The organism is Lysinibacillus sp. (assembly GCF_032093475.1).
Lineage (GTDB): Bacteria > Bacillota > Bacilli > Bacillales_A > Planococcaceae > Lysinibacillus > Lysinibacillus irui.
This window is the reverse complement of sequence record NZ_DAMDAY010000103.1, coordinates 1-13,386: the sequence shown is the minus strand read 5'-3', so window position 1 is coordinate 13,386 and position 13,386 is coordinate 1. Positions and strand designations below refer to the sequence as shown.

The 13,386-nt window shown below is 33.3% G+C and carries 12 protein-coding genes; 8 read left to right on the top strand and 4 right to left on the bottom strand.

Annotated features, from left to right (window positions below; all coding sequences use genetic code 11):
* Nucleotides 1-301 precede the first annotated feature (301 nt).
* Both RT445_RS18220 and RT445_RS18215 read left to right on the top strand, forming a co-directional pair.
* A complete protein-coding gene (locus RT445_RS18220) occupies nt 302-628 on the top strand; it encodes a hypothetical protein (protein WP_274793163.1) in 327 nt (108 codons plus the stop codon).
* Nucleotides 629-926: 298 nt separating this feature from the next.
* Nucleotides 927-1,232 carry a monooxygenase gene (locus RT445_RS18215; protein ID WP_274793164.1) on the top strand — a complete coding sequence of 102 codons (306 nt, stop codon included), beginning with the start codon at nt 927-929 and terminating at the stop codon, nt 1,230-1,232.
* Nucleotides 1,233-1,855: 623 nt separating this feature from the next.
* Here the strand turns inward: RT445_RS18215 and RT445_RS18210 are convergent.
* Together RT445_RS18210 and RT445_RS18205 are read right to left on the bottom strand one after the other, a co-directional pair.
* Complete coding sequence (locus RT445_RS18210) at nt 1,856-2,131, bottom strand: YqhV family protein (RefSeq protein WP_274793165.1); 276 nt, start codon at nt 2,129-2,131, stop codon at nt 1,856-1,858.
* Between the two features lie 386 nt (nt 2,132-2,517).
* On the bottom strand, nt 2,518-3,363 hold the full coding sequence (locus RT445_RS18205; protein WP_274793166.1) for an alpha/beta hydrolase: 846 nt from the start codon (nt 3,361-3,363) through the stop codon (nt 2,518-2,520).
* Between the two features lie 101 nt (nt 3,364-3,464).
* Here RT445_RS18205 and RT445_RS18200 point away from each other — a divergent pair, with 101 nt between their 5' ends.
* Both RT445_RS18200 and RT445_RS18195 read left to right on the top strand, forming a co-directional pair.
* On the top strand, nt 3,465-3,632 hold the full coding sequence (locus tag RT445_RS18200) for a hypothetical protein (protein WP_274793167.1): 168 nt from the start codon (nt 3,465-3,467) through the stop codon (nt 3,630-3,632).
* 515 nt (nt 3,633-4,147) lie between these two features.
* Nucleotides 4,148-6,334: a transglycosylase domain-containing protein gene (locus tag RT445_RS18195; protein ID WP_274793168.1), complete on the top strand. Its 2,187-nt coding sequence runs from the start codon at nt 4,148-4,150 to the stop codon at nt 6,332-6,334.
* Nucleotides 6,335-6,799: 465 nt separating this feature from the next.
* On the opposite strand, the gene RT445_RS18190 is transcribed toward RT445_RS18195, so the two are convergent.
* A complete protein-coding gene (locus tag RT445_RS18190) occupies nt 6,800-7,303 on the bottom strand; it encodes a hypothetical protein (protein WP_274793169.1) in 504 nt (167 codons plus the stop codon).
* 240 nt (nt 7,304-7,543) lie between these two features.
* Here RT445_RS18190 and RT445_RS18185 point away from each other — a divergent pair, with 240 nt between their 5' ends.
* From RT445_RS18185 to RT445_RS18170, 4 genes are all read left to right on the top strand, one after another.
* Complete coding sequence (locus RT445_RS18185) at nt 7,544-7,720, top strand: hypothetical protein (protein ID WP_274793170.1); 177 nt, start codon at nt 7,544-7,546, stop codon at nt 7,718-7,720.
* Between the two features lie 20 nt (nt 7,721-7,740).
* Complete coding sequence (locus tag RT445_RS18180) at nt 7,741-8,307, top strand: TetR/AcrR family transcriptional regulator (RefSeq protein WP_274793171.1); 567 nt, start codon at nt 7,741-7,743, stop codon at nt 8,305-8,307.
* 57 nt (nt 8,308-8,364) lie between these two features.
* Nucleotides 8,365-10,233 carry an alpha/beta fold hydrolase gene (locus RT445_RS18175; protein WP_313471172.1) on the top strand — a complete coding sequence of 623 codons (1,869 nt, stop codon included), beginning with the start codon at nt 8,365-8,367 and terminating at the stop codon, nt 10,231-10,233.
* 1,551 nt (nt 10,234-11,784) lie between these two features.
* Nucleotides 11,785-12,405: a class I SAM-dependent methyltransferase gene (locus tag RT445_RS18170; RefSeq protein ID WP_274793173.1), complete on the top strand. Its 621-nt coding sequence runs from the start codon at nt 11,785-11,787 to the stop codon at nt 12,403-12,405.
* Nucleotides 12,406-12,488: 83 nt separating this feature from the next.
* Here the strand turns inward: RT445_RS18170 and RT445_RS18165 are convergent, their stop codons facing one another.
* Nucleotides 12,489-13,214: a metallophosphoesterase family protein gene (locus RT445_RS18165; protein ID WP_313471171.1), complete on the bottom strand. Its 726-nt coding sequence runs from the start codon at nt 13,212-13,214 to the stop codon at nt 12,489-12,491.
* Nucleotides 13,215-13,386: the final 172 nt, after the last annotated feature.

The following is a 13,386-nucleotide window of genomic DNA, read 5'->3' as shown; positions in this document are numbered from 1 at the left end:
AATGACCGCGTTTAATTGACTAGAATGCGCTTTGTCCAGCTCCCGGATACACCCCAATTAGAGTTAAACACGAACATTGAAATTGAAAGCAATGAAAAGCAATGATTCATTTGGAAATATTCGGAACTATTTGTCTAGCAAAACGTCTAAATGCTAAATAAGCAGGGCTTTCGAATAATACCTTAGTAACCTCGAATTGGCATCCTCACCATATGAAAAGAATGTTGAAAAGAGATGTTCCATAGCAACATAACGGGTGAATTATATAAGTTGAGATGCTTATTAGAACGAAGGAAGGGAAATGATGAAGATGAAAAGGGGTAATTTAAAGTGGATAACTTTTATTGGCCTAGGTGTGGCACTTCTAGCGATTGTAGGATTTAGTATATGGGACTCGGCAGAAAAGTCCAAGGAAGTTCAACAAATCGAGTTAGAATTAGGTTTTAAAGTTCAAGTAATGGATAGACAATCACACGGTCCATTGCGTGCGGCAACAAGAACATACCTAGTGAAACAAGTAGATGATAAGAAAAGCGATATAGAATACTTATTATATTTGAATGAAGAAGATAAGATCGAACATTGGGCTATGGTTAAAAACGGAAAGACCATCAAACCCTCTAACTGAAGAAGTTAGATCATTTTTAAATGGACATAAAAAACGCGAATCTAATGCATTACGGTTTTTACTTAGGAAAACGAGTTCTATTGATAAATAAGCTTCAGAGGATGCTAGAAGCGGAATTAAGTGCTGGTGAAGAGACATATAAATAAGGAGTTTTTGTGTTTGGTAGATATATTACTTTTCAGTACAGGAATAATACATTATACTCATTCGCTTCAAAAAAATAATAATATACAAAAGAATGGGGTAAAATCTTTGATGTACGTTATCTTAAATGACAACTAAAACAGGAGTGTTTGAAATGGCATATTTATTACAAGTTGATTTTCCGTTTGAAGGACCTTTTGGTGAAGAAATGGCCAAAGGGTTTTGGGATGTAGCAAAAAGTATTAACGAAGAAGAGGGGTTCCATTGGAAAATATGGACAGAAAGTCAAGATACAAAAGAAGCTGGAGGTATCTATGTATTTGAGGAAAAACAAGATGCCGAAAAATATGCTGACATGCATAAAGCAAGACTTCAATCGTTTGGTATTAAAGATATTCGAGTAAGAATTTTTGACATAAATGAAAAGCTAACAACAATGAATCACGGTTATGTTAAGTAATGATGGAAAGGGTAAAGCATACTACTTTACCTGTGTAAACAACCGTCCGAGCTAAAAGGAAACTAGAAAAGATTAAACAGGGTTGAATAGTTAGGGAAGTAGGACTATCTTTTTTGATGGTCTTTTTAAATGAATTAAAGAAACTAATTGATCAGATCCATTAGAGTTATATAGAAATTCAGCTCCAATATCTTAAAAATGACAAAGGACGTTTTGAACAATTCCTGTTCCAATTGCTAGGAAGAAGTAAGGAGACGTATCCAATAATTCCTCCACGCCAAGTGATTTAGTTTACATAATATTTCTGACGAAAATCTAACTTAAGCAAAGCTTATGTAGCAAGAAGTGACGCGCTTGAAGGGTTATGTATAATGAAATTTAAGGGGATTTAGGAACTGGAGGGTTACTGAGTTACGATGACCCTAAATGAGGGAGGATGATGACGATCAACCAACAGCACAACCGAATAAGTGGGATCAGTATATGTGCACGGAGAGATTACTTATAAAAAAAAGCAGCGTCGTTATACGCTACAGTAAACTAGAACATTATTAGGATAATAATCCAAAGAGTTTTGTTTGTAATAAAGAGTTAAATAAGGAAATTAGAATAGAATGTCCATCTTACTTAATATGTGAGCTAACAATAATAAGTGTTATTCCCGTAAATAAGCAAATGATTCTCGCCACAGGAATTTTATCAGCTAGTCCAAATAATGCAATTGCCGTTGTTACGATTAAAACTGTAGGGCCAACCAAAGCAAGCATTGTATTAATATAGAGTGCTTTTTCTAAATTATTCAACTTTAGCATTAACAATCCAGCACTTACTTCAATACTTCCAGACAATACACGTAAAATAACCATAGCCAAAACCGATTTATCAATAATTGTCATCATCCTATCTTTATAGATAATTTTTGAATATATATTATAAATCCATCTTAGGATAATTATAAACTTCTGTTTGAATGAAATACTAAAATCAATATATGTACGATTCGTATCGAATATTCTTGTTAGAATGTAAACGAAATAACCTTAAAGAGCCTTGCTACTTATAATTTGTAGTAAGGCTCTTACTTTTTTAATCGTGGTTTTAGGGAAAGTGGTCTTAGTTTTCTTAAAACCAAACAAGGTGTCATTTTTAGTCTATTTCCCACTATATTTCTTTAAGAAGTCGAGCGTTTTCGCTAGTGTTTGTTCAGCGTGTTTAGTAGTAAAATCAAATTGATATTCATGACCTAGCTCAGTATTTATGCCGTCAAATAAAACACTTTCTACTTCTACACCATTTTTTTAAGAACATCCATAAGCTCTGTAGTTTGTGGAGCTAGTGGATCAGCATCTCCAACTGTCAAAAATGTTGGAGGGTAATTAGGTGTTATATGGTTAACTGTAGACATCTCATTTAATCTAGAGAAGGACTTCAAATCTTTTTTTCCTGTATATGCCCAAAATACTGCTTGTATACCTTTTTTTATTATTGGAGATGACTGAGCACCTATTTTATCCATGTTATAAACACCACAGAATAATAGAGCACCTTTTAACTGTTTTTTATCAACAGAAGGTTGAATATCCATTGATTTTGCTAGAGCTCCATTAGTTATTATTGCAATGGTTTGACTGGCAATTTGAGCCCCTGCTGAATCGCCACCAATAAATAATTGATTCATATCGCCGCCATATTTCGAGATATTGTCCTGTAAATATTTAAGAGCCCAGTTAGTCTGTATAATTGGACCCGGATATTTTTGTCCTGGTGCAATAGCATAGTTTATATTTGCTACAACATATCCTTCATTCGCCAATGCCATTCCATATTCTTGGGTTTGTTCTTTACTGCCCGATACAAATGCACCACCATGTATCCATATGATAACAGGGAGTTCTTGTTTAATATTTTTAGGATAATAAATATCTAAAAGACTATTCTCAATTCCATGTTTATCATAAGTAATATCTTTTTCAATATGTACTTGCCTTTTTATTGTTTCAATATCCTTAGGAAAGGCAAAAGAACCAGCTTCAAAAAGTTGCTTGATGATAAAGGTATAAAGTACAGGTGTGAACTGTCCAATTACAAATATAAGCAGTATAGGAATGACAATAATATTAATAGGAATCATCCATCTTTTTTTCTTATAAAACTTTTTTTGTTTTCAATTTGATACTACCTTACCTCATTACTTATTTTTATGATATTCAATTAGCAAAAAAATAGGAGGATATGTCGTACATTATGTGTAACAGGAAAGAGTTGCTTTCTAAATATCCCGATTTACTTACTTCTTTTTTGTTCTTACTACCAGATTTATCTAATCAAATGAATGATGAATATAGTTACTATAGTTTAGTCATTATTGAACCTCATATAGCTGCATTATATCAGATTTAAGACCTCAACAAATAGAGAGATTATAGATGCGGTCTAGCAATGTGTAAAAACAAAGGACGGAGTAGGGAGGAATTCTAGTGATATTGAGGCTTCATATGCTTTTCTATTTATCAAGTTAAATGAATTATCCATACTCTTAATCTTCACTTGTTCAATATTTCATCAACAAATCTGACTACAATTATTTTGATGATAAGCTATTTTCTTTAGTAAAAAAGGATTTTCAATCTCAAATATGTTCATACACTCCACACATCGCGAGGCAGTAGCGTGGTTGGAATTAGTATAAAGCAAAAGAACGAATTTCTGATTGTGGAATTCGTTCTTTTTTTAGTAATAAAGGTGTTATTTGGCAAGGTTAGCAAAAAAATATAGTATCAACTATTAGTACCAGATGATAGAATTAATTGTTAGGTATTGTTATGAGGCCATTAACAGGCACTCAACAAATTATATCGGAACAGGCTGTTGCGCTAATATTAACTGTAATTGTATTTAAATTGGAGAGAATAGGAATGTCAGAAGAATTGTATCAAACTCGTAAGGAACGAAAAAAAGCGAAAAAAACAAACAAAAATAAACATAGAGGTATTGGTAAACTGAAAAAGGGATCATTGTTTAAAAAAATGGTCATTGTCTGCTTGACAGTCGGACTTGTTTCAACTGGAGTAGGAGCCATTACGATTGCTTCAATTATGAAGGGTACACCTACCTTAGATTCTGCTAAGCTAATGGATCCGCTTTCTACTAAATTTTATGATAAAGATGGAAACTTCCTTTATGAATACGGGAAGGAAAAACGGACAAAAATTACATACGACCAAGTGCCGAAAGTGTTGGAAAATGCCTTTATTGCCACCGAGGATTCCCATTTTTACGAACATTTTGGGATCGACCTCAAACGGACAGCCAAGGCTATTTTTGTAAACGTAACAGGAGATTTCGGATCTCAGGGAGGTAGTACGATTACACAGCAAGTCATTAAAAATTCTTTCTTGTCTCCAGAGAAAACACTGAAACGCAAAGTGCAAGAATGGGACTTAGCATATCAGTTGGAAAAAAAATATTCTAAGCAAGACATTTTAATGATGTATTTAAATAAAATCTACCTTGGAAACCGTTCTTACGGAGTGGCTACCGCAGCAAAGAATTATTACGGAATTGAGTCCGATGATTTGAAAGAAATGACGCTTGCGCAGGCGGCGATGATAGCCGGACTGACACAAAGTCCGAACAATTATGATCCAACCATACTGGAAAATAAAGAAGCAGCCACGAAACGCCGTCACATAGTATTAAGCTCGATGCTTCGAGATGGCTATATTACGGAAAAACAAATGAAGGAAGCAGAAAAAGTTCCTGTAACAGAGGGACTTGTGGCAAAAAATGCCCAGCAAAGTATGCCTTATGAAGCATTTTTGGATGCAGCTGTGAAAGAGGTAAAGGGCAAACTGAAAGATGTAGACATCAGCGAGGACGGATTGTCAATTTATACAACCCTGGATCCAAAAGCACAGGATTTCGCGGAAAAAATGATGAATACAAGTGAAATCATTGCCTATCCGGATGAGAATTTTCAGGGAGCCTTTGTTTTATTAGATACCATGACCGGTGAAGTCAGGGCAATCGGAAGTGGTCGCAATGACTATCAAGCCCAATTTTTAGGTCACAACTTTGCTGTAGATATCAGACGTCAACCAGGATCAATCTTTAAGCCTATTTTTGATTATGGACCAGCGATAGAAAACTTAAAATGGTCCACTGCTCATTTGATTAACGACCATCAGACTACTTATTCAACAGGGGAGCCCATCTCCAACTGGGATCATCAATATCATGGAATGCTAACTATGCGGACAGCACTGCAATATTCATACAATATCCCGGCACTGCTCACATTGAGAGAGGTTGGAATGGATAAGGCTAAGAGTTTTGCAGAACAACTTGGCATTACATTTAAAAGTAATGAAGTATATGAATCATACTCAATCGGCAGCAATACCGTTAGTCCTTTAGACATTGCAGGTAGCTACAGTGCTTTTGGAAACAATGGATTATACAATAAACCGCATTTCGTAAAAAAGGCTGTTTTCGCGGATGGCGCAGTCGTTAATTTTGGTGAGAAAACAAAACGTGTTATGCAGGATTACACTGCCTATATGGTAACTGATATGTTACGCACAGTCGTAAATGATGGGACAGGAATAACTGCAAATGTTCCCAGACTGAATGTTGCTGGGAAAACAGGTACAACCAATTTTGATGAAAAAACTCGGGCTAAATATGGATATCCAAACACTGCTACAAATGATAGCTGGTTTGCAGGGTACACACCTCAATACACCATGGCTGTATGGACGGGTTACGCTCAAAACGGGCAAGGTAACTATATGACTGGAAATACGACGAAAATCTCACAGTTAATGTTTAAAGCAATGATGGAAGCAATCGGAACGGATACAGCAAATTTTCAGCAACCGGAAAGTGTCTACAGAGTAAAAAATGAACTTTATATAAAAGGAATTGATTCTGCAGAAGAGCCACCTAAAAACAACAATGTAATCATTCATCCTAATAATGGAAGAGATATAGAGAAGCTCAAAAAAGAGGAAAAGAAACTAAAAAAAGAAGAAGAGAAACATAGAAAAAAGGAAGAGAAGCGTCGGAAAAAGGAAGAAGAAAAGGAACAAAAGCATGGTTAGATAGTTATTTTCTTCTTAGGGCCTTTAAAGATGATTCAACTGTTCCTCCATTTAGTTTTTCAAATAATTGTCAAAAAATCAGAATTTGATTTCTTCTGGAAGTTTCGCGATGTTTTACAAATGAATAGTAATTACCGAAAGGAATATGATAATTTAAAAAGGAAATACGATTGGAAGATTACAGAGAAGCCAAGAATAAGTTCTTGGAAAAAGTTATCGCTTTCTAGAATATAAAAGTATTTAAATTGGGTGCTTTGTTACTTGCTTCAATTAACAGGGGCTTTCTTGAATATGGCTAGATAAAAATGATATTCAACAATCGGACCTACTCTTAAAAATGAAGAGAATGTACAAAATCAGGAAAAGCTATTGTTGAGGGCATTAATACCTAAGTTAATAGTTTACCACTTATGTAATAACATCTTAAAGACACCGTCTAAGCACAGCAGGCGGTGTCTTTTTTAATTAAACATCACCAATATATATATATTGGAAATTTCCTTTTTGATCGTATACAAAACTTATAAAAAGCCTTTCTTCTTTTTCCAAGTCTTCTAAATAATAACCAATTTCTGTACTGTCGGATTGAACATTTAAATAAGCTATGAACATAGGGAGTTTTGCTTTCTCGATTGGGAATGCCGCGCTATTGGTATTGTCTGGGGTCTTGAAGTTTATTTCCTCATGTAACACATTAAAATCAGTGTTATAATCGGTTTTTATTTGTTCATATTGTTCTTCGTTGATCAATCTCATAATCGTTCTGGATGTACTATCAAATTGTTGGAGATCTACACTATATTCACTTTTCAAATTTTGCAATTCACCTTTTAATTGCTGATTTTCTTCTTTAAGTTCGTTAATTTGAGTAGTGTTATCTTGAGTAATAGAGGCTATTTCTTCTTTATCAGAACAACCAATTAAAAATACAACGATACAAAAAAATATACCTAACTTAATTTTTTTCATGCTATTCCCCCTTAATATAACTATACACTGCAGCTGAACAAATTTTAATGTAAAAATTCGAAAGCATTAGAGAATTTGTTTGTTAAGAAATGTTCTCAAAGTGGTTTATAATCTTCAACAATCGGGCTCTTTCCTTGAATAAGGAGGTACTTTTTTAAAGGTCCAGATTGTGACATTTCATTAATAGATATTTGGATATTTTTATGTTAAAAAGGTTATTTGTTAATGGAGATGCATTCATTGAATAAGGATAAGTTAAACTCCCAGATGCAAGAAGAGAAAGATGCATTAGTAGCACGTGGCGCACTCGGTGTTCTCATTTACGAATTAGTGGATACAGAACAGCTTTTTGATCGATTTTTTATTAAACTAACAAAAATAATTGACAACGCCTATTATAGTACTGTACAGTACTAATCATGACAAGGATAAAATTAATGAATCAAAAACGTGTGATTGAAGTAGCTGCAACATTATTTTTAGAAAAAGGGTTTGCTTATACAAGCATGGATGAATTAGTTCGTGTAAGCAAAGTTTCAAAGTCTAATGTGTATTATCACTTCTCTAATAAGGAAGAATTGTTGGAAGGGGTCGTTGATTATTGGATTGAAATGTATCAATCTGCAATAGATGACTTACTATCTCAAAACCAATTATTAGTTGAAGATCGTATCAAATTGTTTTTAAAGCAAATATCACAAGGAGTTCAGACGAGAGAATATAAGGGGAGCTGTCCATTTATTACCCTTTATATTCAAAGTCCTACAAATGCCACACAAGTAAAAGAAAAAATAGGTCTTTTTTTTAAAGACTTACAAACGAAAGTTTCTCTATTCCTTAAACAAGGGGTAGAGAATGGTGAATTTAGAAAGACAATAAATATTGACGAGGTTGCATCTCTTTTTATTACAAATCTTGAAGGAGCGCTATTTATTTCAGAAACACTGGAGGATGCAACTGTAATCATGAAAACAGCAGATCATTTGTTTAACTTGCTTCGGTAAAAGAAGCATTTTTTTTACACCAAATTAGTACTACGCAGTACTACTAGGAGGATTTTTATGAGAACAGTATTTTTAACGGGTGGAACAGGATTTATTGGAAAGCAATTAGTGAATGAATTAGTCAAAGAGGATGTGAACATTCTTCTTTTAGTGAGGTCGAAAAGTAAAGCAACACGCATTTTTCAAGAAAGAGGCATCTTAAAAGAGGCAGTTATGCACTTTATTGAAGGTGATTTGACGAAAATAGACTTAGGTCTAAGTGCTGAAGATAAGGAGAGGGTATTGAAAACGGATGTGATTATTCACGCAGGAGGCTCCATGGATATTCAAGCGACAACCAAAGAGGCAACTTCTGTATTTTTGAATGGCGCCAAACACATTAGTGAATTCGCTAAAAGTATTCATCAATTGAAGGGCTTGCAGCAATTTATTCATGTTGTAGGCTATATGAGTCCCTTTGATGATAAAAATAGCAAGATTGCGATAGATGTACTCAAAGAAGGAAACAAATTTTTAAAAATAAAAAATCCATATGAGAAAACAAAATTTTTAGCAGATCTTTATATCCGTCAACAGGCATCAGCAGTAGGTTATCCGCTGTCTGTCATTAATCCGCCAACTGTGGTTGGAAGTAGTAAAACAGGGAGTACAGAGCAGATAGCAGGATTAGGTTTGCTTGTGACAAGTATGCGAAGAGGGCTCATGCCAGTGATTCCTGGAGGTAAGGGATATAGGTTGCCACTGATTTCAAACGATGAGTTTGCGAAGTTTATTGTGCAGGTTTTCAAATTGGAGCAGCCGGCTATTCAAACATATACACTTGTTGATGACAAAGAGAACGATCCGAACATTGCTGAATTATTAAGTGTTATGTCGGAAAGTATGAATATGAGGGCACCAAAAATCTCTGTTTCAATGCCACTTATGAAAACAATAATGAAAAGTGGAGTAAGTAAAATAACAAACATTCCTTCTGATGGACTGAATTTTATCACAAAACGAACATTTTCAAATGGTTCGATGAAAACCATGAGGGGGGAAGATTGGTTTAAGAAGATGAGTGTCATGAACTTTTTCCCTGCCGTAGTAGCTGATCTGGATTATCGATTGATGTATCAAAATGGTGAGCATCATCATTTATTTGAGCGAACATTATGCGATAACAATACCCTTTACCAATTACACGGAGAGGGTAAACCGTTTATTTTATTACATGGTTTATTAAGTGATGGAGAGGATTTATTTCCTTTAGGGAAAGAGCTTCATGAAGAAACGGGTCGACCTGTATGGATCATGGACCTTCCAGGTTTGGGACGTTCTCCTTTTAAACGAGAAAAAAATCTTTTAAATATCTATTTGAATGTATTAAAAAAGTTATTGGAGAAAGCTACTAATGGTGCACATCTAATTGGCCATTCATTTGGTGCATATATTCTTTTGGAAGCAATAGTACAAAAGTACATAGATAAGAAGTATACAATAACTTTACTTCAGCCACCTGTTGCTAAAAAAAATGCTAAATCGATAAATCTTCCTCAATTTATAAACAAATGGACATTGAAGTTAGCAACTACTAATTTGATAGAGCGTTATTTATTAAGTAATGGATTATTTGAAAGTACGGAGAGTATCCCTGAACATTATATTGAAAAAATAAGTAAAAGTTTTACTTCTCCTAGAATTTTAAATACAACGGTTCAGCTTAACAGTTTACTATCGAAAACCATTCAAGGTGATTTCAATGAAGTAACAAAGTATAATCTTCACATTATTTGGGGGGATTTTGACAGAGGCTATTCTGCTCCTTCGCATCTTGGTAAGGTTGATTTTGTTCCATATGGTCATCATTTTCCTCTTAACCATCCGAGTGAAACGGCTAATTTGGTAATACAAAATAGTAGTAATAGCACAGAGAGTATGGGTTAAATACAAAGCGTGTAATATCTTACAGTCGAAAATGTATACACTTAACCAGTTGTCGAAATATATTTGACGACTGGTTATTTAGTATCGTTCTTCAGGATAAATTATAATGAACTTCCATGTTTTTTATTATAAGTAGTTAATCATACATATGCCTGGTATAAGAATTAATTAAATTGAATCTGAAAGTTATAGGTAAACTCAAATGTAATCAAAATTATCCTTTTAATTAAATTTGATATTTAAATCAAGTAAGTTGAAAGAGTTGGTGTTACTGCGTTGGAAATTATATCACTAAGTATTGGCAAAGATATGCTTAAAATCACAAAGAAGAAAGTAGCTTTGATATAAAGTTTCAATTTATATTATACTTCGGGTATTTCCATCATGTATTTTAAAAAATGAGCTGTCTGTAGATTCTTGTCCATATACAAAAAGGGAATTATCGTTCACATGACTTATCCGAACCCTCCTTCACGCCAAATAATTTTAGTTTACATAATATAAATTATAGGAAGTTATGTTTCATTGAAAAGTATACTGATAATAGTGAGACAGAATCTAAAAAAATCATCACTTATTTAATAATACCCCAAAATAATTTAAGTAACCGTTTATTAAATTTAATCACTAATAAACCATCGATATTTCAATTTACTGAGTCAAATCCAGAATTTAATTGCTTTTACTTGTTCTGCTTTTCTCCTTATTTAATATTCGCTAACCTTATCAAAATTACCTGTCGTATGTCTATCATAAAACCACCAAACTAAACACAGTTAATAATAAAAAGCCTGCAGTTATTCTTTCTGATTTTGGATAAATCTTATATTTATTTATCCATTATTAAGCACTCCTTCAAATATTTTTGATACTACCATATTTTTTATTCAGATAAATATTTCATTTTAAAACCATAATATAGCTCGTTCAACCGATAGTAATTTTATTCCAACCCAATAGAAAATCGTCTTCGATTGTCATATAATTATATAATTAGTTTATATTGGTTCTATTCATTTTAAAAATTAGGAGGCAATAGCATTCGAGAACAAAGAATAATTTGGGTTTCGTTAATAATCCTAGTTGTAATTTTGCTAATAATGTTGTTTACCGTAGACAGCCATTTTTTTAATGACGCTATATTTGAATTAAATCCTAGTGACATTATTGTTGTAATTACAGATACAAGAGAGCAATCGTATTATCTTGAACCAGAGGAAACAGAACGACTTAGCTCAATATTAGGTAGTCTCGAGATGAAAAAGAAGATAATTCCTAATAGACCTGCTTTTAACGAGGATGCTGTTATTATAGTCAGTTCAACTAATCCGGAAGAATCGTTTACAATCATGTTTGATTATGAAAGAAATATCATTGGAATTAACCAGTATCATAAGAATTTGAAACAATATATTTTAGAACATGATTCTGATTTATTTCTATTTGTACAGAGTTATTTAAAGGAATAATAAAGGCATAGTTCCCTACCCTTTTTATGCCTTCCGAAAATGATTTTAGAACCCAATCACTGTTGAAAGATGGGATAGCATATTGAATAATACATGGAATAAGATTATTTACAAAATTGGCTCTACCTTCTACGATCAATTTTTTAATGCAGGTATGTTTTTAAAGACAAGAAAAAGGATTTTTCAAGAAGTACCTTTTCAAAGCAAACAAAAAATCTTGTATGTAGGTATTGGTACTGGTGCTGATCTAGAGTTAATCAATTATGAAAAATATGATATTACAGCAATTGATTATTCTCCTGACATGCTAGCTAAAGCAAAACGTAAATTCGAGCACTCTTCAATTAAGTTGTTAGAAATGGATGCTCAAAAAATGACTTTTGAAGATGAATCATTTGACTATATCGTAGCGAGTTTGATTCTTTCTGTCGTTCCAGATGATAATAAATGCATGCAAGAGATGATTCGAGTCTTGAAACAAGACGGGAGAATTTTAATTTTTGATAAGTTCGCACCTAAAAATCAAAAAATCTCATTTATAAAAAAACTAATTAGACCATTTATAAGCATCCTAGGAACCGATATTGGGCGTAGTTTTGAGGAATTGTTTAAGCAAAATGAACAAAGGCTCAAAATGATAAAGGATGACCCTGTTATGTTACGTGGCATGTACAGATATATTGAAGTAATTAAATGCAAATAACTACTTAAAGATACAAAAAACGTATTGAGTTATTTAACTCGATACGTTTTTATGAATGAATAAAAAAAGAGAAAAATCCCTGCTTAAATTCTTCCTGTTTTCAGTGCTCTAGCCCAATCTAAACGACCATTTTTCTGGCTTGCGCTAATGGCTTCATTAGCATTATATGGAATATGTAATTGCTCTATTAGCCAATCTTCATTTTGTTTTGTCACTATTGCATAATTAGCAAATGGTGAGCCTGATTCCATTTTGTGATAGATCGGTAATTCATCCTCGTAAGCTGGTAATCCAACACTTCCAGGATTAATAATGATTTTATTATTTGGAAGATAAACAACCCTTGGTATATGTGTGTGTGCACAAAAAATAAGCTTTTGTGGAATATCACTTACTAGATCCATAATCTTCTCCGGTTTTTTAAGGACTGATCCATTAGAGCTTATTTCCTCTAATAAATATATTTCATCATTTGTCGGTGTACCATGACAGAAATAGAAATTATCTGTTTGTAAATAAGTAGGTAAATTTGTGATCCACGTTCTAAGCTCCTCCGTTAATAAATTCTGTACATATTGCACTGTCGAATTAGACGTGTCCTGTTCTAATAAAATTCGATCACAATTCCCTTTAATACTCTGAATATTTGGTTTCCTTAAAAGATTATACGTTTCCAATGGGAATAACGGGCCATACAAGCTATCTCCTAAATTATAGATAGTTGTAATTCCTCGGTTCTGAATATCTGTTAGTACAGCTTGTAAAGCATCTTTATTTCCATGGACATCAGCTATTATAGCAATTTTCATTCCGAATACCTCTTTAGAATTGATAGTTTCATCTATTCTACCATAAAGAATAAAACCATCGTTTAAAGAAATATCCTCCAAACGATGGTTTCTAATATTATAAGCTTATTGGCTGACTAACTTTGCTATATTTGCCTTCAAAGAACGCAAGAGGTGCCCCATCGTTCATCAC